The organism is Dokdonella sp., from assembly GCF_036518555.1.
Taxonomy (GTDB): domain Bacteria; phylum Pseudomonadota; class Gammaproteobacteria; order Xanthomonadales; family Rhodanobacteraceae; genus Dokdonella_A.
Window position 1 is genome coordinate 14,694 of the sequence record NZ_DATDMY010000092.1, and the last position, 21,303, is coordinate 35,996.

Genomic DNA, 21,303 nt, shown 5'->3' on the forward strand with positions numbered 1-21,303 from the left:
CGGCGCGACGAGGACCGGATGCCCGCGCGGGCGGGCACCGGCGTGGACGCGACGACGCAGGCTCAGACGACGATGTTGACGATCTTGCCGGGCACGACGATGACCTTCTTCGGCACCTGCGTGCCGACGTGCTCGGCGACCTTAGGCTCGGCGAGCGCGAGGCGCTCGACCTCGTCCCTGCCGGCCGACACGGCGACCTCGATCGTCGCGCGCAGCTTGCCGTTCACCTGCACCGCGAGCGTGACCGAGTCGCGCACGAGGGCGGTGGGGTCGGCCTTCGGCCACGGCTGGTCCTCGATCAGCGTTTCGGCGTGGCCGAGCACCTGCCACAACGCGTGCGCGACGTGCGGCGTGACCGGATTGAGCAGCAGCACCATCGCTTCGAGCGCTTCGTGGCGCACCGCGCGCCCCAGCTCGCTCGGGTCGTCGAACCGGCCCACCGCGTTGAGCAGCTCCATCAGCGAAGCGATCGCGGTGTTGAACGCATAGCGACGGCCGATGTCGTCGGACACCTTCTGGATCGTCTCGTGCACCTGCCGGCGCAACGTCCTCTGCGCGGGGTCGAGCTTCGAAGGATCGATCGACGACGCTCTCCCCGTTCCGCCTACGGCACCTTCCCCCGCACGCGGGGGAACGGACAGCGCCGCGTGATCGGGCCCGCTCGCATGCGCGACGACCTCGCGCCAGAAACGGCGCAGGAAGCGCGCCATGCCTTCGACGCCGGCCTCGTTCCACTCGAGCGACTGCTCCGGCGGCGCCGCGAACATCGAGAACAGGCGCACCGTGTCGGCGCCATACTTGCCGACCATCGCCTGCGGGTCGACGCCGTTGTTCTTCGACTTCGACATCTTCTCGATGCCGCCGATCTGCACCGGCTTGCCGTCCGCCTTCAGCACCGCGCCAACGACGCGCGCCTTCTCGTCGCGGCGGATCTCGACGTCGGCGGGATTGATCCAGTCCTTCGAGCCGTCCGCGTTGTCGCGGTAGAACGTCTCGGCGATGACCATGCCCTGGCACAGCAGATTGGTCGCCGGCTCGTCCGAATGCACGAGGCCCGCGTCGCGCAGGAGCTTGTGGTAGAAGCGGAAGTACAGCAGGTGCAGGATCGCATGCTCGATGCCGCCGATGTACTGGTCGACCGGCAGCCAGTGGTTCGCGCGCGCGTCGACCATGTCGGACGCGCCCGGGCTCGTGTAGCGCGCGTAATACCAGCTCGACTCCATGAAGGTGTCGAACGTGTCGGTTTCGCGCTCGGCCGGGCCGCCGCACTGCGGACAGGTGGTCCTGCGCCACTCGGGATCGGCCTTGATCGGCGACTGCACGCCCATGAACTGCACGTCCTCGGGCAGCAGCACCGGCAGTTGCTCCTCCGGCACGGGCACGGCGTCGCACTTCGCGCAGTAGATGATCGGGATCGGGCAGCCCCAGTAGCGCTGGCGCGAGACGCCCCAATCGCGCAGGCGCCAGTTGACGCGGCGCACGCCCTTGCCTTCGCGCTCGAAGCGCCCGGCGAGCGCGTCGAACGCGCCGCGGTAGTCGAGGCCGTCGTAGTCGCCCGAGTTCACGAGCGTGCCGTAATCGGTGTATGCGCCCTTCTCGATGATGTCGCGCTCGAATTGCTCGACGATGCTCTCGGCTGCGGCGGGTTCGTAGACGTCGATCGCGCGGCTCTCGCCGAGCGCCGCGGACATCGGGTCGGTATTGCGCGCGGCGTCGTCGCCGAGCGCGCGGATCGCGTCGCGCACCGCGTCGCTGACGACGACCATCCGGATCAGCAGGTCGTACTTGGTCGCGAACTCCCAGTCGCGCTGGTCGTGCGCGGGCACCGCCATGACCGCGCCGGTGCCGTAGCCCATGAGCACGAAATTCGCGATCCATACCGGCACGCGCTCGCCGGTCACGGGATGGATCGCCGTGAGGCCGGTGTCGATGCCCTTCTTCTCGGCGGTCTCGATGTCCGCCTCGGCGGTGCCGCCGTGGCGGCATTCGTCGATGAACGCGGCGACGATCGGCTTGTCGCGCGCGGCCTTGAGCGCGAGCGGGTGCTCGGCCGCGATCGCGAGGTAGGTCACGCCCATGAGCGTGTCCGGGCGCGTCGTGAACACGGTCAGCGGTTCGCGCTCGCCCTCGATCGCGAACGCGATCTCGAGGCCTTCGGAGCGCCCGATCCAGTTGCGCTGCATCGTCTTGACGGCGTCAGGCCAGCCCGGCAGGCGATCGAGGCCGTCGAGCAGCTCCTGCGCGTAGTCGGTGATCTTGAGGAACCACTGCGGGATCTCGCGCTTCTCGACCAGCGCGCCGGTGCGCCAGCCGCGGCCGTCGATGACCTGCTCGTTGGCGAGCACGGTCTGGTCGACCGGGTCCCAGTTGACGACCGACTGCTTGCGGTAGGCGAGCCCCTTCTTGAACAGGCGCACGAACATGCGCTGCTCGTGCACGTAGTAGTCGGGCCGGCAGGTCGCGAACTCGCGCGACCAGTCGATCGCGTAACCGAGCGTCGCGAGCTGCGCGCGCATGTGCTCGATGTTGGCGTAGGTCCACTTCGCGGGCGCGGTGTTGTTCTTGATCGCCGCGTTCTCGGCCGGCAGGCCGAACGCGTCCCACCCCATCGGCTGCAGCACGTTGCGCCCGTTCATGCGCTGGTAGCGGCTGATGACGTCGCCGATCGTGTAGTTGCGCACGTGGCCCATGTGCAGCGCACCGGACGGGTACGGCAGCATCGAGAGGCAGAAGAACTTCGGCTTGGCCGGGTCTTCGGTGACCTCGAACGCGCGCGTCGCGCCCCAGTAGGCCTGCGCGGCCGCTTCGACGGCCTTGGGTTCGTAGTTTTCCTGGATCGGCATGGTCTGGCGCGGCGTCGTGCCGCCGGAGCTCGTTCGGGGAGAGTCGATCAGCCTAGCGCAGCGCAGCAATCGAGGAAAGGCGCGTGGGGCGGCTGTCGCGAGCATGGCGAACGTCGGAGCAGTCCGGCGTATGGAGCATCGGGGAGCATGCCCCGGATCGAGGAGAACTCCATGAACCGTTTGGCGTTGTGCGTCGCGCTGGCCGCGGCGTCGGGACTGGGCGCGTCGATGGCCCGCGCGGACACCTTCACCTATCACGGCAGCCTGCAGGACGCGGGGCACGCCGCGAACGGGCGCTACGACCTGCAGCTCACCCTGTACCCGTCGCAGAGCGGCGGCAGCGCGACCGCAGGCCCGGTCACGCTGTACGGCGTCGAGGTCAAGGACGGCCATTTCAGCACGCGCGTCGATTTCGGGCCGATGTCGCTCGCTTCGCAGGGCTGGGTCGGCGTCGCGGTCAAGGCCGCCGGCCAGGGCGACTTCGTCGCGCTCGACGCGCGCTCGCCGGTCGCCCCGGACGGGGGTTGCCCTGGTTCATGGGCACTCGACGGCAACGCGGGCAACCCGTCCGGCAGTTATCTCGGAACCTCCGATGCGAGCGATGTCGTCGTCAAGGCCAACGGCAGCACGGTCGCCGCGTTCATGGTCAATGGGTCGAGTCGCATCTCGTATCCCTACCCGACCGCCGGTGCGTACTCGACCGCGATCGGCTACAACGCGGGCACTGAGTTCGAGGGCTCCCTCGTCACCGGCGGCCGCAACGACAGCACGTTCGGCATCGCCATCCGCGACTCGGCGCCGAACCAGGTCATCTTCGCCGCCCAGAACGGCGTCGGCATCAATACGAGCCATGCGCCGGACAACAACCCCCTGCGCGACGAGCTCACGATCGCGCCGTCGACGAACCTGCCTGGCAGCAATGCCGACCTCACGTTCGAGACGTCGACGACCGCGACGGGCTACAACGGCTTCAATCTCAGCGCGATCCCGGGCGGCTACTTCCAGCTGAACGGCCTGCACGACGACAACAACGTGCTGACCTATCACTCGCTGATGTACATCAACTACTCGATCGCTGCCGGAGGCTACGGCGTATTCCAGTTCAACGGCGCCAACGGCCCGGGCGTCTTCAACGTCGGGCACAACGGCTCGACCGGCAACGGTGCCTACCTGACCGGCGGCGGCGTGTGGACGAATGCATCCAGCCGCACCTTCAAGGAGGCGTTCGAGCACGTCGACGCGGGCGACGTGCTGGGCAAGCTCGTCGCGCTGCCGGTGCAGACGTGGTTCTACAAGGGCGCGCACGGTGAAGGCCGCCACATGGGTCCGGTCGCCGAAGACTTCGCCGCAGCGTTCGGCCTGGGCAACGACGACACGCACATCACGACCGTCGACGAGAGCGGCATCGCGCTGGCGGCGATCAAGGGACTGAACAGCAAGGTCGAGAACGAGAACGACGCGCTGCGCCGGGAGAACGCGGATCTGCGCGGCGCACTCGAACGCGTCGTCGCGCGCATCGAACGCCTCGAAGGCAGCCAGGGAGACTGATCATGCGCATCCATGCTCCGGTCATCCGCGGCGGGCCCTTGCTCGCCCTGCTCGCGCTGGCGGCGACCGTGTCACCGGTCCGCGGCCGCGACGCGCCGCACCGATACGACGTCAACGCGAGCCTGCGCCCCGTCGTGACCACGAACGTCGCCCGCGGAAGCGCCCTTTCGCTGCAGGCGCGCCTCGTCGCGAGCCACGCCGACAGTCCCGTGCAGGAAGGCGCCGAGTTCGCCCTCATCGGCAAGCTCGCACGGGCTCCCCTCGGCTGCGGATCCGACACGATCTTCGTCGACGGCTTCGACCTCTCCGGCTGAGCCAACCATGGCGCGGGGCTGGCGGCGGCCGGCTCCGCGCCCTCGCCCCGGGCGCTCGTCGCGACGCGCCGCCTCCGCAGCATTCGATGCCGACCATGCCCGATGGCACGTACGGCGGCACCGCCTCGCGCTACCATCGCCGCACCCCACCGCAGGAAGGAGTTGCCATGCGCGCGCATGCGCTGTGCTGTGCCGTGTTCGCGAGTGTCGCGCTGCCCGCGGTCGCGGCCGACGCGCCGTCGGTCGTCCACTGCGGCCGCTTCGTCGATACCGTGTCGGGCAAGCTGCTCGGCGAGACCAGCATCGTCGTCGACGGCAAGCGCATCCGCGAGGTCAGGCCAGGTCGCGTCGATGTCGCCGGCGCCGCGTTGATCGACCTCGGCAGCGCCACCTGCCTGCCCGGCCTCATCGACAGCCATACGCACCTGACCGGCGAAACGAGCCCGACCGGCTACACCGACCAGTTCCGCTGGAACGTCGCCGACTACGCGATCCGCTCCACCGTTTACGCGCGCCGCACGCTCGAGGCGGGTTTCACGACCGTGCGCAACCTCGGCGACAACGAGGGCGAATCGGTCGCGCTGCGCAACGCGATCGAGGCCGGGATCGTGCCCGGCCCGCGCATCTTCACCGCCGGCGTCGCGATTGGCTCGACCGGCGGCCACGCCGACGGCACCGACGGCTATCGCAAGGATCTCGCCGGCGACCCCGGCCCGAAGGACGGCATCATCAACGGCGTCGACGACGCGTGGAAGGCGGTGCGCCAGCACTACAAGGACGGCGACGACCTCATCAAGATCATGCCGTCCGGCGGCGTGCTCGACGAAAGCAGCAGTGTCGACAATGCGCAGATGACGCTCGAAGAGATCAAGGCCGTCGTCGCCGCCGCACGCGACTACGGCTTCACCGTCGCCGCGCACGCGCACGGCGCCGAAGCGATCCGGCGCGCGGTGATCGGCGGCGTCGACTCGATCGAACACGGCACCTTCATGGACGATGCCGACATGAAACTCATGAAGGAGCACGGGACCTGGTACGTGCCGACGATCATCGCGGGCAAGTACGTCGCGGAAAAGGCGGGCGTGCCCGGCTACTACCCGCCGCAGGTCGCCGCGAAGGCGAAGCAGGTCGGGCCGCTGATCCAGCAGACCGCGGCACGCGCGTACAAGGCCGGCGTGAAGATCGCGTTCGGTACCGACGCCTCGGTCTACCCGCACGGACAGAACGCGAAGGAGTTCCAGTACATGGTCGAGGCGGGCATGCCGCCGATGGCGGTGCTGCAGGCGGCGACGACGCACGCGGCCGAACTGCTGCGCAGGTCTAAGGATCTGGGCAGCGTCGAGGCGGGCAAGTTCGCCGATGTCATCGCGGTCGACGGCGATCCGCTCGAGGACATCACGCGCATGCAGCACGTCGCGTTCGTGATGAAGGAAGGCGTCGTCTACAAGCAGGACGGCAGGGCCGTGCCCTGAGGGACGATGCCGCGGGAGCGGGACGGCGCGATGCTCACGCAGCCGTGGGCGCTGCAGGAGCGCGGCCTGCGCACGAGGGTCCCGTTCCGGAGCATGGCGGCCATCATGCATCGCCCTTCCACTGGAACACGTCCTCGATGCGCGCACCAAGCGCGTGCGCGATCCGGAACGCGAGTTCGAGTGACGGCGCATAGCGCCCGGCCTCGAGCGCGATGACCGTCTGGCGCGTGACACCGCTCGCGTCGGCGAGCGCCTGCTGCGTCATCCCGCCGCGCTCGAAGCGCAGGCGGCGGATCGTGTTGCCGACCGGCGTACCGTTGCCCATCGCGGTCAACGCCGGTCGCGCCAGTAGCCGATGCCGATCACGAGGTACTCGAACGCACACGAGACGACGAGTGCGACGACGAGCAGATGGCCGAGCAGCGGCGGCACCGCCCAGTCGAGCCGCTCGGTCGGCGAGAACGACAGCAGCAGCGCGTAGCCGACGAGGATGACGACGAGTGCGAGTCGTGCCGCGCCGGCGCCGCGCGCCTCGATCTCGCGATCGCGTTCGTCCCGTTGCACGCGATCGCGCCCGCGCGCGTCGAGCACGTGCGCGAGGATCAGCCATGCGGCGAGCAGCATGACGACGTTGCGGCCGACGCGGTTCGCATCGGGATTGTGCGGGAGCGGCGGTCCCTGGAATACGCCCGCGTGCGCGATCGAGTACGCCGCGATCACGAGCGTGAACGCGAGCCCGAGCCAGGCGCGCCATTCGCCACGCGACATCGTCTCGCCGAGGCCGTCGTCGGGCATCCGCGAAATCGCGTAGAGCGAACCCCATCCGGCCGCCATCAGCAGCACGACCCCCGCGTTGCCTGCATCGACGCCGAGCACGCGTGCGGGCCCCGCGATCAACAACCAGGTGGCGAGCGCAGCGAGGGCGACGAGACCGGCGAATCCAACCCGGAGCGGCTGCATTGATGTCACCTCCAGCAGACAATGTGTAACTCACACATTACATTCGGCCCGATTGATGTCAAGTCTTTTTGACATCATCTTGCGAACAAGCCCGGCTGGCACAATCTGCGGCCGACCTGATCCCGGAGCCGTCGCATGTCCGCCATCCCGCCGCCCCCCCACGTGTTCGACGCGACCGAAGCGAACTTCCAGAGCGAGGTCCTCGACGCGTCGTTCGACCAGCCGATCCTGGTCGACCTGTGGGCAACGTGGTGCGGGCCGTGCAAGGTGCTCGGCCCGCTGCTCGAGAAGGTCGTCGGCGAGTTCAACGGCGCGATCCGCCTCGCCAAGATCGATTGCGACAAGGAGCAGGCGCTGGCCGCCTCGTTCGGCGTCCGCAGCATCCCGACCGTCGTGCTGATCCGCGAAGGCCAGCTCGTCGACGCGTTCACGGGTGCGCTGCCGGAAGGCGCGATCCGCGAATTCCTCGCCCGCCATGTGCAACCGGGCGAGGCCGCGCCCGAACAGGCCGCGCCGCCGCTGCGCCAGGAAACGCCGGAGCAGGCGATCGCGCGCCTGCAGCAGGCGATCGCGGCCGATCCCGACAAGGCCGAACTCAAGCTCGAGCTCGCCGTCGCCCAGATGCAGGCCGGCAATGCGCTGGCCGCTGAAGCGGAACTCGACACCCTGCCCGCCAACCTCGCCGGCGACGATCGCGCGAAGCGGCTTCGCGGCCAGCTCGATTTCGCGCGCTCGCTCGAAGGCGCGCCGGATGCGACCGAACTTCGGGCGCGCATCGAGCGCGATCCCGGCGACCATGCCGCGCGCGACCTGCTCGGCGTGCGACTGCTCATCGACGGCGACGCCGCCTCGGCACTCGACCAGTTCCTCGCGATCCTCGCGGCCGACCGCAACTGGAACGAAGGCCAGGCGAAGAAGCGCCTCATTGCCGCGTTCAACGTGCTCGACGACGCCGACCTCGTCGGCGACTACCGCCGGCGGATGTCCTCGCTGCTGTTCTGACGGCCGCCTCGGCCTACACGGAGGACCGCCGCAGCATCGCGCGCAGCAGCACGCCGATCGCGATGAACAGCACGGCTGCACTCGCCGCGAGCGACCAATGGATGCCGATGCTCGCGCCGGCGAGCCCGACGGTGACGCCGCTGAACGTGCGCATGCCGAGCGCGAACATCGTGAACACGCCGATCGCGCGACCGCGCATGTCGGGCGGCGCGTCGAGCTGCACCAGCGTCTGCGCCATCGCGTTGAACGACAGCTCGACGAACCCGGCGACGAACAGCAACGGGATCGCGAGCGCGTAGCTGCGCGTGAGCGCGAAGGCACCGAGCGCGACGCTCCACGCCATCGCGAGCAGGCAAGCCGTGCGTGCGCGCGGCTGCAGCAGCCCACGGCTCTCGAGTACGACGCCGGCCGTCAGCGCGCCGGCCGCGTCCGCGGCGAGCAACGCGCTGTAGAAGAAGTCCGCTTTCGCCTGGCCGAAGTCGTGCGCGAAGCCCGGCATCTGCGCCTGGTAGGCGTTGCCGACGAACAGCGATGCGAGGCCGGCCAGCGCCGTCATCGAGAGGATCACGCGATGATGCGAGATCTCGCGCAACGCGCGCGCGATGTCGCCGAACGAGCGTACCGCGCGCGTCGCGACCGCTGCGCCCGCGGCGCGGAACTTCGGACCGTACGGCGCCACCGCGAGCCAGCCGATGAACGGCACGTACAGCAGCGCATTGGCGAGGATGCCGCGCTCGGGCCCGAGCCAGAGCAGCAGCGCGCCGCCGATGCCGGGGCCCATGAGCATGCCGAGCTGGCGAGCGGTCGCGTTGAGGCGCACCGCGCTCTGCAGGTGTTCGCGGCCGACGATGTCGTGCAACAGCAGCTGTGACGGTGGCCCCCACAGCACGCCGGCGATGCCGTGCACCACGAGCAGGGCGGCCGCGTGCCACACCTGCAGCGCGCCGCTCACGAACAGCACGCCCCAGGCGATCGACACGCTCGCGAACAGCGCCATGCCGAGCTGGATCATGCGGCCCGGGTCGACCCGATCGGCGAGCGCACCGGAATGGACCGACAGCAGCAGGAACGGCAGCCAGTGCGAGACGACCGCGAACCCGCCGAGCGCGGGCGAATCGAAGCGTTCGTGGATGACCCAGTAGCTGATCACGTGCTCGATGTTGTCGGCCATCATCGCGAGCGCCGACAACAGGAAGTACGTGCGGAAACCGCGATGCCGCAGTGCGGCGAACGCGATCGGCGCAGGAACGGAGGGAGGATTCATCGATGTCCGGTTGGAAGGCAAAGGCGGACATTGAAACACGCGAGGCACGCGGGAGAAGCGGTTCGGCAATCGCCGTGGCACCCTCCGCTCCGTGCACTCCGGGCGTACTCCGTGATTGAATCCCTGATCCCCGTTTTCGTGTCCTTGCTGGGCCAGTCGCGCGCACGTGCGGAGCCGATCCGATGAAGCCGATGTCGATGACGCCACGCCGGTTGCGACGCCTCATGAACCTGTGGCCGCCGTTCCTGTTCGCGGGGATCCGCGTGCTCGACATCGGCGAGGACTGGCGCAGCGCGCGCGTCGCGTTGCGCCTGCGCTGGTACAACCGCAACTACGTCGGAACGCATTTCGGCGGCAGCCTGTTCGCGATGACCGATCCGTTCTGGATGATCCTCGTGATGCGCGGCCTCGGGCGCGACTACATCGTCTGGGACAAGGCAGGCGGCATCGAGTTCGTCGCACCGGGCCGCGAGGCGGTGTACGCCGACTTCCGTGTCGACGACGCCTTGCTCGACGGGATCCGCTCGGCGACCGCTCACGGCGACAAATGCCTGCGCTGGTGCGAAACCGTCGTGTGCACGGCCCGCGGCGAGGTCGTCGCGCGCGTGCGCAAGCAGCTCTACGTCCGGCGCAAGGCCGCGGCGGAAGCGGTTTCGTGAAGTGCGTCACGGTCGCGCTGGCGACCGGTCGGCGGCATCCGTACGCCTCTCCCTCCTAGCATTCCCGTCCAGCGTGCGCTTGCACGCCCTCCGGTTGGCACGAAATGTGTCCGACTGCCCTAGGCCGGCCTGCAACGAGCAGGTTCTCATCCGGCGACGCGGTGAACCTCATCACGAAACGTGAGAGGCGTTACACTTTTTTGCGCGCGACCCGCATACCCGGGGGATGCTCGCGCGAGCCCTAGCGGAGGGCAGAACAAGGTCGTTCACCAAAGGGAGACCACCATGAAACGTGCCAGAACACACGTGGCCGACGCGCCACGACTCAACGCACTCGCGAGTTGCCTCGCGACGGCACTCGCGCTGGGAACGGGTGCACTCGTTCCGACCTGCGCCGACGCGAACGTACCACCACCCGTGCCGACGCCCGCGTCCCACAGCGCGACCGCGGTGCTGCCGACGCTGTCGGCGGCGGAACGCGACATGATCATGAATGCGGTCAATGCGGCGGTGCGCACGCCGCCGCCGGTGCCGGCGACGAACATCCCGGTCACGAACTGCAACGACTCGGGCGCGGGCAGCCTGCGCGATGCGGTCAACAGCGCCAACGATGGCGACACCATCGACATGACCAGCCTCGCTTGCAGCACGATCACGCTGACGAGCGGCGCCATCAGCATCGGCGTGAACAACCTGACGCTGCAGGGCCCGGGCATCCTGTCGCTGGAAGTGAGCGGTAACGACGCGTATCGCGTGTTCTGGCACCTCGGCACGGGCACGCTGACCGTGAACGACATGATCGTCAGCCACGGCAAGAAGTACCTCAACGACGGCGACCTCGGCAACGCGGGCGGCGCGTGCCTGTTCTCCGCCGGCTCGCTCGCGATGAACAACACGTGGGCGAAGTACTGCGACGCCGGCTCGAACGACGTCGACAGCCCGGTGCACGGCGGCGCCGTGTATGCGACCAATTCGATCGTGATGGGATACAGCCTCGTCACCGCGAGCAGCGCGCATTCGTCGGCGTTCCAGGCCCGCGGCGGCGGCGTCTACACGCCCGGGCAGCTGTTCATGCTGCGGAGCACGGTGTCGGGCAATACCGCCGGCGGCGTCTTCGGCACCGGCGGCGGCGTGCAGGTGGGCTCGGTGCGACCCGAAGGGTCCGGCGGAACCCCGGGCGGCTCGGCCGGCGTCAAGTACAGCAGCATCACCGGCAACAGCGCTTCGTTCCTCGGCGGCGGTGCCTACTTCACCGGCGATGCAGCCGTGGGCCGTTCGACGATCTCGGGCAACCAGAGCTGCCGCGCCGGCGGCCTGTACTTCGTCAACAGCGCCAACGTCACCCAGCCCGCATCGCTCTACAGCAGCACCGTCGCCAACAACAGCGCGGCGTGCACGACCGGCGGCGCGGGCGTCGCCATCTGGAGCCGCAACTCGCTGTTCAAGGACACCACGATCGCCTTCAATACGACCCACAGCGGCGGGACGACCAAGTACGGCGCGGGCGTACGCATGCCCAACGCGAACTCGATCGATCTGCAGAACACGATCATCGCGAGCAACTACACGGACTTCGGAAGCGGCCCGCTCGCGGACGATATCGGCGGCGGCGGAACGCTCACCGGCGCGAACAACCTGGTGTACTTCCCCTCGTCGATGGTGACCCCGGGCGGCACGATCCTGCTCACCGACCCGATGCTTCGCGCCCTCGCGAACAACGGCGGGCCGACCTCGACGCTGATGCCGAACTACGGCAGCCCCGTCATCGACGTCGGCAACAACGCATCGGGCGCGACCGTGGACCAACGCGGCAGCGGACACCCGCGCGTGCTCGGGCCCGCGGCCGACATCGGGGCGGTCGAGTTCGACCTGCCCGATTCGATCTTCGCGAACGGCTTCGACTGACGCGAAGGGACCGGCGGCCGCCCCGCTCCGCGGGGCGGCTGCAATCCACGCTTCGCTACGCCATCATCCGGACTCCCCCTGCGCAGGACGCCATCGACGTGAGCATGACCCACGAAGCCTCCAACGATGTTGCCGAGCCGACCGCCGCGGTCGACCGCGGTTTCACGTTCGTCGTCGACTGGCCGGGCGTGGACGCCGGCGCTGCCGTGGAGATCAAGGCATTCTGGCGCGCCGAGGGCGCGCTCAACGACGAAGCGGCGATGGACCAGCGCGTGAAGCAGGTCGTCATGCACGCGCTCACGCGCTCCGGCGAGGTCGCCGGCGTCTGCACCGCGATGCCGATGACGCCACCGCGGCTCGGCCAGCCGATGTACTACTGGCGCACGTTCGTGGGCGCGCGCTGGCGTGCGAGCGCACTCGTGATGTCGCTGCTCAAGCGCTCATGCGTGCTGCTCGAGGAACACGCGCGTGCGCACGATTACCCGTGCATCGGCGTGCTGCTCGAGCTCGAGAACGACCGCTTCCGCGAACGCGGACGCATGGCGACCTGGTTCAATCCGCGCTTCGTCTACATCGGCCGCAGCGACCGCGGCCTCGACCTGCGCGCGCTCTACTTCAAGGGCGCCCGCCTCAAGGATGCGCCCGCTCGGGCGTGAACGCGCACGGAGCACGCGCTCCGTGTGGCACGATGGAACCCCGTATCCGCCGACCCGCCATGACGAATTACGACACCCCCGCGGCGCCCGCCGTCGACGCCGCGCCCGAGAAGACCGTCGCCGAAGTTCTCGGCAGCGTGCACACGACGAACTTCCCCGACCTGCTGCGACAGCTCGGCGGATGCCTCGTCGTCAGCACCTACCAGGCCGGCAAACTCGTGATCCTGCGCCCCGACGGCGCGAGCATCAACACGCACTTCCGCAACTTCGTGCGGCCGATGGGCATGGCCGCGGACAACCAGCGCCTCGCGCTCGGCACTGCGCTCGAGGTCGCCGAGTTCCGCAACATGCCCGCGGTCGCCAAGCGCCTGCAGGACCCGCCGCGGCACGACGCGGTGTACATGGCGCGGCGCGTGCACATCACCGGCGCGATCGACATCCACGAAATGGCCTGGGACAAGCACGGCGACCTCTGGTTCGTGAACACGCTGTTCTCGTGCCTGTGCACCCTCGACATGAAATCGAGCTTCGTGCCGCGCTGGCGCCCGAGCTGCGTCACGCACTACGCGCCGGAAGACCGCTGCCACCTCAACGGCCTCGCGATGCGCGACGGCCGGCCGCGCTACCTCACCGCGCTCGGCGAGACGAACGAACCGCAGGGCTGGCGCGTCAACAAGCGCGACGGCGGCGTGTTGTTCGACATGGCGAGCAACAAGGTCATCACGCGCGGATTGTCGATGCCGCACTCGCCACGCTGGTACGACAACCGCCTGTGGGTGCTCGAGTCGGGCCGTGGCAAGCTCGTCACGATCGACCCGAAGACGGGCGAGAAGACGGATTTCGCGGCCGTGCCCGGCTTCGCGCGCGGCCTCGATTTCCTCGGTCCGATCGCGTTCGTCGGCCTGTCGCAGCTGCGCGAGACGAACGCGTTCACCGACATCGAGATCACCGACGACAACAAGGATCGCCAGAGCGGCGTATGGGCGGTGCACATCGGCACCGGCAAGACCGTCGCCCTGCTCAAGTTCACCGGCGGCGTGCAGGAGATCTTCGCGGTGCAGGCGCTGCAGGGAATCCTGTTCCCGGAAATCATCCACGAGGGCGACCTGCTCGCGAGCGCGTACGCGCTGCCGGACGAGGCATTGCGCGAGGTCGCCTTCTCGCCCGCGCCGGCCGCGCCGGTCGGCCAGGCGGCGCCCGTCGGTTGAGCTCAGGCCGCGCCGTCGCGCAGTCGCGCGCGAACCGCATCGACCGCGCGGCGGCACACGTCAACGAGCGGCAAAGACGCGTCGATGCGCACGGCGTCGGCAGGGGGATCGTCGAATCGCGCGGCGACCGCATCGACGAGTTCCGGCGTGCGATCGCGCGCGGGGTGGGCGCGCCGCAGCGCATCGTCGGCGACGCGCCGGCGCGCGAGCGCGGGCGCGCAGTCCAGATGCAACGCCATGACCGCGAACCGCTGCGGGTCGGCGAGCTCGCGCAACCGCGCGTAGTCTTCGCGACGCGAGAACGTCATGCCGTCGATCACGCTCGACCGGCCGAGCAGGGCGTTGATCTCGACGGCGAGCAGAACGCCGCGGTATGCCGCGCGCTTCTCGATGAAGCTGTAGTCGCACTGCGGAAACATCGCCGCGCGGACCTCGTCGCGACAGACGCGGCGCAGGCCGAGGTCGGCGACGAGCGCGCGCGCGACGGTGCTCTTGCCCGCCCCTGGCAGTCCGACCAGGGCGACGACGAGCGGCGCGCCCGGCGCGGCGCTCGTGTCGGCAGCGGGCGGGCGTCGGGTTTCGGGCACGTCGGTCCTGGTCCAGTGCGGTCGGCCCGGGCGGTACGGCGGCGCTCCGGCCGATGCGGCCATCGGGCGCCCGCGCACTCGATAATGTGCCGTCCGCCGCGTTTCCCGGCGGCGCGATGCACCGTGCTGTCGCCGGTTCGATAGAATTGTGGCCCTGACGCCCTGCGATTGCCATGACCTACCTGAAACAACCGTTCACCATCCCGGGCTATCGGCTGATCGGCCGGCTCGGCGTGGGCGGCATGGCGACCGTCTACCTCGCGAGCCAGGAGTCGCTGTCGCGCCTCGTCGCGATCAAGGTCCTCGCGAGCGACCATTCCGGCGACGACCTCGTGCGCCGCTTCGAGAACGAGGCGCGCACGATCGCGCGCCTCGACCATCCGCACATCGTGCAGATCCACGACGTCGGTCGCACCTCGACCGGGCAGATCTACTACACGATGCCATACCTGTCGAACGGCGACCTGTCCACGCGCAACGTGCGCGACGACCCCGAGCGCATCCTCGCGGTCATGCGCGCGCTCGTGGAAGCGCTCGCCTGCGCGCACGACCACGGCATCGTGCATCGCGACGTCAAGCCCGAGAACGTCCTGTTCGACAAGCTCGACCGGCCGATGCTGGCCGACTTCGGCATCGCGCTGACCGGTTCCAAGCAGCAGCGCGTCACGCGCGAGGGCGCCACGATCGGCTCGTCGGGTTACATGAGCCCGGAACAGGCGCGCGGCCAGCCGATCGACGGCCGCTCGGACTTCTACAGCCTCGGCGTCGTCTGCTACGAACTGCTCACGGGCGAGATGCCGTTCCAGGGCGCCGACGCGCTCGCGGTCGCGCTCGCCCACATCGAGAAGCCGGTGCCACGCCTGCCGGCCACGCGCCGAGTCTGGCAACCGCTCATCGACAAGGCGCTCGCCAAGCACCCCGACGACCGCTTCCAGAGCGCCGAGGAGATGCTCGCCGCGCTCGACACCGTCAGCCGCCGCATGCGCACCGTCTCGGCCGGCAACCTCGCTCGCTACTGGAAGGCGCTGGCCGGGCGGATCGGCGCGATTCCGCGCCGGCAACGCGCGCTCGCGCTCGCCGGCCTGCTGGCGGTGGTGCTGCTCGCGCTATTCGCGCGGTTGCCGCACGTCGAGCGACGCGCCTCGCCCGAAGCCGGGCACGCGGCGACGGCAGCCTCGACGCCCGCGGCGACCGACGCCGGCGATGCGGTCGCGAGCGCGCGCGCACGGCACCTGCAACAGGCCGACGACTTCATGTCGGTCAATCGCCTGGTCATGCCGAACGGGGCGAGCGCGGCGGACGAATACCTCGCCGTGCTCGCGACCGAACCGCAGCAGGAGGACGCGCGTCGCGGCATCGCGCGCATCTTCGATCGACTCGCCACGCAGGCAGCGAAGGCGATCGGCGACGACCATGCGGCCGAGGCGAGCGCCGCGTTGAACCAGGCCGCCGACCTCGCCGCACGTGCGGGCACCGTCGCCAACGAGCCGGGCGCGGCATTCGCGAAGTCCGTGCATGAAGCGGTCGAGCAGCGCCGCGCGCGTACGCGCGATGCGCTCGACCCGAGCGCGCTGCGCGCCCTCGAGCCGCTGCTGCCCGCGCTCGCGCGCATCGACGCGCCGCAGGCGAAGGCACTCGAGGCGGCGTTGCAACAGGCGACGGCGCGCCTGCGCGAGGGTGCGACGATCCACGACGACGGCGGTCCCGAGATGGTCGTGCTGCCCGGCGCGCGCGGTTCGGAACCGTCGATCGCGATGTCGGTCAACGAGGTCACGCGCGGCGCGTACGCGGCCTTCGCGAAGGCGACCGGCAGGCCTGCGGCCCGCTGCCGCGCGTCGCAGAACCTCATCGCGCTCGTCGCGTCGCGCGGCATCGACTGGCGCCGCCCCGGTTTCGAGCAGGGCGACGACCATCCGGTCGTGTGCGTGAGCTGGGCGGACGCGAATGCGTATGCGCGCTGGATCTCGGAGCGGACCGGCGCCCGCTACCGCCTGCCGAGTTCGAACGAATGGCTCGCGGCGGCGCGTGCGGCCGGCAGCGGCAAGGCGTGCCGCAGCGCCAACATCGAGGCGCGACGCGGCTGCGACGACGGCTTCGAGCACACCGCACCGGTCGGCCGCTTCGGCACCAGTGCGCCGGGCCTGCACGACCTCGCGGGCAACGTCAGCGAGTGGGTCGACGTCTGCGCGAACCGCGGCCGCGGTGGCGAGGCCTGCGGCGAGCACCGTTTCCGCGGCCTGTCGTGGCGCGACGACGACGAGGAATCCAACCTCGACCGCATCGACAGCGCCCCGGCCGACATCGGCTACGCCAACGTCGGCATCCGCCTCGTGCGCGAACTGCCCGCCGCCGACAAGCCGTGACGCGCGCGGCGCGGATCGCGTCCGATCCGCTACGCTTCCCTCCGACTCCGATCCCGCTGCCACCATGCGACCGCTCTACGTCCAGCGCTACCTGCTCACCGGCCTGCTCACGTTCATTCCGATCTGGCTGACGTGGACGGTCTTCAAGTCGATCTTCTCGCTGCTGTCGCAGATCAACCTGCCTTGGGTGGCGGCGCTGTTCGAGGCATTCCCGGAGACGCTCGGCCGCCTGCACGAGGGCTGGCTGATGTCGCTGCTCGCGTTCATCGTGACCCTGGCCACGCTGTACGCGATGGGCTTCGCGGCGAACCGCGTATTCGGCCAGCGCCTGCTCGGCGCGTTCGAAAGGGTGATCGAGCGCATCCCGGTCGCGCACAGCATCTACGGCGGCGCGAAGAAGCTCATGACGATGCTGCAGAACAAGCCGAGCGGGACGCAGCGCGTCGTGCTGATCGACTTCCCCTCGCCGGAGCTGAAGTCGATCGGGTTCGTCACGCGCGTGTTCCGCGACGCGAGCGGCACCGAGCTCGCGTCGGTGTACGTGCCCACGACGCCGAATCCGACCGGCGGATACCTCGAGATCGTCCCGCTCGACCGCCTCGTCGCGACCGACTGGAGCGTCGACCAGGCGATGGCGTTCATCCTCTCCGCGGGCGCCGCGGGCCCCGACCCGCTGCCGTTCGACCTGCGCGGGCGAGGTCCGGCGCGAACGGACTGAGCCTCGCCCGCACCGCCGGCGCAGCCGTGCCGCGTCGTGCCTTGGGTGGTTTCCCCCACGCCGCGCTTGAACGCGACGTGTGCGCGCACCGATCCTGCGGCCGTCTTCGGGAGTACGCCATGAACACGCTTGCGTCGCGCTTCGTCGCCCTGCTCGTCATCGTCCTCGCCGCATCGGCGGCGCACGCGGACGAACGCCTCTGGTACAACGAGATCGATACCTGGTCGACGACGCGCGACAGCATCGTCGTGACCGGTCCGGGCGCGGCGTTCGACCAGGAGGTCGCGGACGATTTCGAGGCGACCGGCCTCGTGCGGCGCGTGGTCGCGTATGGGCACGACTGCTTCAACTGCGCGGGCGCGTTCTCGACCGGCGTGCGCGTGCGCGTCTACGCCCGACAGGCGGACGGCTCGCCCGGAGCGGAACTCTACGGCTTCCGCCTCGATGCCGACGATCCGCGCTTCCTGCACGACCTCAACCAGACCGGGCACGAGGAAACCGTCGACGTCACGTTCCCGCAGCCGTTCGTCGCCGACGGCGGCTACTTCATCTCGGTGCAACTCGAATACGCCGCGCCGGCGTACTGGCCGATCTGGTCCTCGCACCACACGGCGCCACGCGGAAGCCCGGCCTATCTGCGCGACAACGCCGCCGGCGGCGCATGGGCGCCCCACAGCGACGCGCTCGGACCGAGCCACTTCGACTTCGCGTTCGCGTTGTACGGCACACCGCCGGGTCCGCCCGCGCCGACGCTCGTCGCGGGCTGCGGCGAATGGAACGTGGAGCCGCTGCCCCTCCCCGACGGCGCGACGGCGGTCAGCGTGCATGCCGTGCAGAGCTTCGGGAATGGCGAGGAATGGCTCGTCGGCGGGTACGACACCGGCACGATCAGCGCGCTGCAGACGTTCTCGCTCGCCTACCATCGCACCGCGGCCGACCCCGCATGGCGCATCGTGCCGACGCCGAGCCCCGAGGTCTGCTCGCCGAATCCCGGCTGCGCGAAGGTCTGGTTCAACGCGATCGACGGCGTCGCCTCCGACGACGTCTGGGCCGCCGGATGGAAGGACGGACGATCGGACGACTTCTACTTCGGCGGCCAGCTGTTCCTCGCGCACTGGGATGGCGAGGCCTGGACCGAAGTAGCCGCACCGCCCACGCACGCGGGAGCGGGCGCCGAGGTCGCCGCGATCAAGGCGCTCGCCACCGACGACGTCTGGTTCGTCGGCTCGTGGGTCTCGGGCGGACAATGGCCGGCGCTCGCGTTGCACTGGAACGGCGTGTCGCTCGAGCAGGTCGCCACGCCATTCCCGCTGCCCGGCACGCCCGGCTGGTCGCTCGCCGCGATCGACGGCTCGCCCGGCGATCTCTGGGCGGTCGGCGCGGGCAGCGACGGCGACATGTCGACGAGTCCCTACATCCTGCGCGGCGACGGCTCGACGTGGGAACTTGCCGGAGCCGTGCCGATGCCGGGCCAGCAGGTCGAGTTCAACGCCGTGCTCGCACTCGCGAATGACGACGTCTACGCAGCCGGCAGCTGGTTCACCGGCGGCACCGGCTACGGCCCGCTCGTCGTGCACTGGGACGGCACGCAATGGACGACGGCGACGCAGGCGGGCGGCGGCGGGCCGATGGCGCGCATCGCTTCGGGCCTGCTCGCACTCGGCAACCCGACTCTGTTCCACGACGGCGTCGAATGGCGAGCGCAGCCCGGGCTCGCGGACTTCGACAGCTACGCGTGGGCCGACCTGCAGGCGACCGGCGCTTGCAATGCGCTCGGCGCGGCGATCGTCGACGTCGCGGGCGTGCGCCGGTCGGTCGCCGTGAGGCTGCGGCCGCGCATCTTCTTCGGCGGCTTCGATTGAGTCCGCGCCGGCGGCGATCCGCTACCATCGGGAGGATCATCTTCCGACGCGGGATTCCGCATGGTCGCCGCCTGCCGCGCGCTGTTCGCCCTCCTGCTCGGCTCGGTCGGCGCGTCGGCCGCCGCCGTCGACATCGACTGGACCACGCCCGCGGAAGCCGCGGCGTTCCGCACGACGCCGTCGTACGCGCAGACACACGCGTATCTCGAGCGGCTCGCGGCCGCGTCGCCGCGGACGCTCCGCCTGACGCGCTTCGGCGTTTCGCCCGAGGGCCGCGACCTCATGCTCGTGGTCGCCGCGAAGGACGGCGAGTTCACGCCGCAGGCCGCGCACGCGTCGGGCAAGGCGATCGTGATGGTGCAGTCGGGCATCCACGCCGGGGAAATCGAAGGCAAGGACGCCGCACTCATGCTCCTGCGCGACGTCAGCGTCGCGGCGAAGCAGCCGCACCTGCTCGACGACGCGATCCTCGTCTGGCTGCCGATCTTCAACGTCGACGGCCACGAGAACTCCGGCCCGTACAACCGCATCAACCAGCTCGGCCCGGCCGAGATGGGCTTTCGCGCGACCGCGCAGGGCCTCAACCTCAATCGCGACTACATGAAGGCCGACGCGCCCGAGATGCGCGACTGGCTCGCGATGTACGACGCGTGGCTGCCCGACCTGTTCCTCGACATCCACACGACCGACGGCGCCGACTACCGGTACGACCTCACCTGGTACACCGAACAGTGGGGGCCGCTGCATCCGGCCGTGCAGCGTTGGCAGCACGAGGCGTTCGAGCGCGCGATCCTGCCCGCGTTCGAGCGCAAGGGACACCGTTCCTCGCCGTACCTCGATCTCGTCGACCACCGCGACATCACCAAGGGCATCGGCAACTTCGGCTCGGGCCCGCGCTTCTCGACCGGCTACGTCGCGCTGCGCAATCGCGCCGCGCTGCTGGTCGAAACGCACATGCTCAAGCCGTACGCGACGCGCGTGCGCGCGACCTACGACTTCGTCGCCGCGACGCTCGACTACATGAAGCGCGGCGGCGCCGCGCTGCGCGGGGCGATCGCGCGGGCCGACGCCGACACGGTCGCGCGCGCGGGCCATGCCGACGCGAAGCTTGCGGTCGCCTTCGAGACCAGCAAGCAGTCGGTGCCATTCACGCTCGAGGGCTACGCGTTCCGGCACGAACCGAGCGCGATCTCGGGCGACAGCTGGGTCCGCTACGATCCGAAGACGCCGAAGACGTACACGATCCCGTACTACCGCGACCTGGTCGCGACGCAGACCGTGTCGGTGCCGGCCGCCTACCTCGTGCCGGCCGGCTGGACCGCCGTGATCGCCAAGCTGGGCGAGCACCGCGTGCGCACCGAACGTACGAAGGCGCCGCTGCAGCGCCTAGCCGTCGAACGCTATCGTCTCGGCGCCCCGCAGTGGTCGAGTGCGCCGTTTGAAGGGCGCCACATGCTGAAGGACTTCACGCTCGCGAGCGAACGCGCCGAGGCCGATTTCGCCGCCGGCGCCGTGCTCGTGCCGCTCGACCAGCCGGCCGCGAACGTCGCGGTCAACCTGCTCGAACCGCGCGCCTCCGATTCGCTGCTCGCGTGGGGCCTGCTCGATGCCGTGTTCGAGCAGAAGGAATACCCCGACGCGCGCGTGGCCGAGCGCCTCGCGCGCGAGATGCTCGCGCAGGACCCGGCCCTGCAGAGGGCATTCGACGAACGCCTCGCCGATCCCGCGTTCGCGAAGTCACCCGAAGCGCGGCTCGCGTTCTTCTACGAACGCTCGCCGTGGTACGCGGCGCAGCGCATCGGCCTCTACCCGGTCGTCCGCCTCGACGCCGCCGCGCTCGCCCTCGCGCGTGCCACCGGGCGATGAACGTCGCAGGCTGAAATGCGAAGGAGGAGCCGCGGAGCTCGAAACAGGCGGGCATCGGCGGACGCGGGTGCGTCGA

The 21,303-nt window shown here is 69.8% G+C and carries 17 protein-coding genes; 12 read left to right on the top strand and 5 right to left on the bottom strand.

Translation table 11 applies throughout. The features are described from left to right. Positions 1–62 precede the first annotated feature (62 nt). Entirely contained in the window at positions 63–2,843 is a 2,781-nt protein-coding gene (leuS, locus tag VI238_RS05590; protein ID WP_331649316.1) for a leucine--tRNA ligase, read from the bottom strand. Between the two features lie 171 nt (positions 2,844–3,014). Here leuS and VI238_RS05595 point away from each other — a divergent pair, with 171 nt between their 5' ends. The 3 genes from VI238_RS05595 to VI238_RS05605 all read left to right on the top strand — a co-directional run bounded on the left by VI238_RS05595 (position 3,015) and on the right by VI238_RS05605 (position 6,177). Then, entirely contained in the window at positions 3,015–4,391 is a 1,377-nt protein-coding gene (locus tag VI238_RS05595; protein WP_331649318.1) for a tail fiber domain-containing protein, read from the top strand. A 2-nt stretch (positions 4,392–4,393) separates the two neighbouring features. Continuing rightward, on the top strand, positions 4,394–4,705 hold the full coding sequence (locus VI238_RS05600) for a hypothetical protein (protein ID WP_331649320.1): 312 nt from the start codon (positions 4,394–4,396) through the stop codon (positions 4,703–4,705). Positions 4,706–4,872: 167 nt separating this feature from the next. Continuing rightward, positions 4,873–6,177 (top strand): amidohydrolase family protein, encoded by a 1,305-nt coding sequence (locus tag VI238_RS05605; RefSeq protein ID WP_331649322.1) that lies wholly within the window; start codon positions 4,873–4,875, stop codon positions 6,175–6,177. Between the two features lie 103 nt (positions 6,178–6,280). Here VI238_RS05605 and VI238_RS05610 read toward each other — a convergent pair whose 3' ends face one another. Together VI238_RS05610 and VI238_RS05615 are read right to left on the bottom strand one after the other, a co-directional pair. Next, positions 6,281–6,502: a helix-turn-helix transcriptional regulator gene (locus VI238_RS05610; protein WP_331649323.1), complete on the bottom strand. Its 222-nt coding sequence runs from the start codon at positions 6,500–6,502 to the stop codon at positions 6,281–6,283. Positions 6,503–6,507: 5 nt separating this feature from the next. Further along, positions 6,508–7,137, bottom strand: coding sequence for a hypothetical protein (locus VI238_RS05615; protein WP_331649325.1), 630 nt, complete (start codon positions 7,135–7,137; stop codon positions 6,508–6,510). A gap of 135 nt (positions 7,138–7,272) precedes the next feature. On the opposite strand from VI238_RS05615, the gene trxA reads away from it, so the two are divergent. Continuing rightward, a complete protein-coding gene (trxA, locus tag VI238_RS05620; protein WP_331649327.1) occupies positions 7,273–8,139 on the top strand; it encodes a thioredoxin in 867 nt (288 codons plus the stop codon). 13 nt (positions 8,140–8,152) lie between these two features. On the opposite strand, the gene VI238_RS05625 is transcribed toward trxA, so the two are convergent. Next, a complete protein-coding gene (locus VI238_RS05625; RefSeq protein ID WP_331649329.1) occupies positions 8,153–9,403 on the bottom strand; it encodes an MFS transporter in 1,251 nt (416 codons plus the stop codon). Between the two features lie 197 nt (positions 9,404–9,600). Between VI238_RS05625 and VI238_RS05630 the strand changes: the two genes are divergently transcribed. The 4 genes from VI238_RS05630 (at position 9,601) to VI238_RS05645 (ending at position 13,831) form a co-directional block, all read left to right on the top strand. Continuing rightward, complete coding sequence (locus tag VI238_RS05630; RefSeq protein WP_331649377.1) at positions 9,601–10,062, top strand: DUF4442 domain-containing protein; 462 nt, start codon at positions 9,601–9,603, stop codon at positions 10,060–10,062. Between the two features lie 285 nt (positions 10,063–10,347). Beyond that, positions 10,348–11,967, top strand: a complete 1,620-nt coding sequence (locus VI238_RS05635) for a choice-of-anchor Q domain-containing protein (RefSeq protein ID WP_331649331.1) — start codon at positions 10,348–10,350, stop codon at positions 11,965–11,967. Between the two features lie 98 nt (positions 11,968–12,065). Then, the gene (locus tag VI238_RS05640) at positions 12,066–12,623 is read left to right on the top strand and encodes a hypothetical protein (protein ID WP_331649333.1); all 558 of its coding nucleotides are present in this window, start codon (positions 12,066–12,068) and stop codon (positions 12,621–12,623) included. 59 nt (positions 12,624–12,682) lie between these two features. Beyond that, on the top strand, positions 12,683–13,831 hold the full coding sequence (locus VI238_RS05645) for a TIGR03032 family protein (protein ID WP_331649335.1): 1,149 nt from the start codon (positions 12,683–12,685) through the stop codon (positions 13,829–13,831). Between the two features lie 2 nt (positions 13,832–13,833). On the opposite strand, the gene VI238_RS05650 is transcribed toward VI238_RS05645, so the two are convergent. After that, complete coding sequence (locus tag VI238_RS05650; RefSeq protein ID WP_331649337.1) at positions 13,834–14,418, bottom strand: AAA family ATPase; 585 nt, start codon at positions 14,416–14,418, stop codon at positions 13,834–13,836. A gap of 173 nt (positions 14,419–14,591) precedes the next feature. Here VI238_RS05650 and VI238_RS05655 point away from each other — a divergent pair, with 173 nt between their 5' ends. The 4 genes from VI238_RS05655 to VI238_RS05670 all read left to right on the top strand — a co-directional run bounded on the left by VI238_RS05655 (position 14,592) and on the right by VI238_RS05670 (position 21,227). Beyond that, entirely contained in the window at positions 14,592–16,781 is a 2,190-nt protein-coding gene (locus VI238_RS05655; protein WP_331649339.1) for a bifunctional serine/threonine-protein kinase/formylglycine-generating enzyme family protein, read from the top strand. A gap of 64 nt (positions 16,782–16,845) precedes the next feature. Continuing rightward, the gene (locus VI238_RS05660; protein ID WP_331649341.1) at positions 16,846–17,499 is read left to right on the top strand and encodes a DUF502 domain-containing protein; all 654 of its coding nucleotides are present in this window, start codon (positions 16,846–16,848) and stop codon (positions 17,497–17,499) included. Between the two features lie 119 nt (positions 17,500–17,618). Further along, on the top strand, positions 17,619–19,361 hold the full coding sequence (locus VI238_RS05665; RefSeq protein ID WP_331649343.1) for a hypothetical protein: 1,743 nt from the start codon (positions 17,619–17,621) through the stop codon (positions 19,359–19,361). 60 nt (positions 19,362–19,421) lie between these two features. Next, positions 19,422–21,227 (top strand): M14 family metallopeptidase, encoded by a 1,806-nt coding sequence (locus tag VI238_RS05670; protein WP_331649345.1) that lies wholly within the window; start codon positions 19,422–19,424, stop codon positions 21,225–21,227. The last annotated feature ends 76 nt before the right edge of the window (positions 21,228–21,303 follow it).

Excerpts from the sequence above, each read along its gene's own strand:
- trxA (WP_331649327.1), top strand. The coding sequence starts at position 7,273 with ATGTCCGCCATCCCGCCGCCCCCCCACGTGTTCGACGCGACCGAAGCG.
- VI238_RS05630 (WP_331649377.1), top strand. The coding sequence starts at position 9,601 with ATGACGCCACGCCGGTTGCGACGCCTCATGAACCTGTGGCCGCCGTTC.
- VI238_RS05655 (WP_331649339.1), top strand. The coding sequence starts at position 14,592 with ATGACCTACCTGAAACAACCGTTCACCATCCCGGGCTATCGGCTGATC.
- VI238_RS05610 (WP_331649323.1), bottom strand. The coding sequence starts at position 6,502 with ATGGGCAACGGTACGCCGGTCGGCAACACGATCCGCCGCCTGCGCTTC.
- VI238_RS05670 (WP_331649345.1), top strand. The coding sequence starts at position 19,422 with ATGGTCGCCGCCTGCCGCGCGCTGTTCGCCCTCCTGCTCGGCTCGGTC.
- leuS (WP_331649316.1), bottom strand. The coding sequence starts at position 2,843 with ATGCCGATCCAGGAAAACTACGAACCCAAGGCCGTCGAAGCGGCCGCG.
- VI238_RS05625 (WP_331649329.1), bottom strand. The coding sequence starts at position 9,403 with ATGAATCCTCCCTCCGTTCCTGCGCCGATCGCGTTCGCCGCACTGCGG.
- VI238_RS05665 (WP_331649343.1), top strand. The coding sequence starts at position 17,619 with ATGAACACGCTTGCGTCGCGCTTCGTCGCCCTGCTCGTCATCGTCCTC.
- VI238_RS05600 (WP_331649320.1), top strand. The coding sequence starts at position 4,394 with ATGCGCATCCATGCTCCGGTCATCCGCGGCGGGCCCTTGCTCGCCCTG.
- VI238_RS05645 (WP_331649335.1), top strand. The coding sequence starts at position 12,683 with ATGACGAATTACGACACCCCCGCGGCGCCCGCCGTCGACGCCGCGCCC.
- VI238_RS05605 (WP_331649322.1), top strand. The coding sequence starts at position 4,873 with ATGCGCGCGCATGCGCTGTGCTGTGCCGTGTTCGCGAGTGTCGCGCTG.
- VI238_RS05595 (WP_331649318.1), top strand. The coding sequence starts at position 3,015 with ATGAACCGTTTGGCGTTGTGCGTCGCGCTGGCCGCGGCGTCGGGACTG.
- VI238_RS05615 (WP_331649325.1), bottom strand. The coding sequence starts at position 7,137 with ATGCAGCCGCTCCGGGTTGGATTCGCCGGTCTCGTCGCCCTCGCTGCG.
- VI238_RS05635 (WP_331649331.1), top strand. The coding sequence starts at position 10,348 with ATGAAACGTGCCAGAACACACGTGGCCGACGCGCCACGACTCAACGCA.
- VI238_RS05660 (WP_331649341.1), top strand. The coding sequence starts at position 16,846 with ATGCGACCGCTCTACGTCCAGCGCTACCTGCTCACCGGCCTGCTCACG.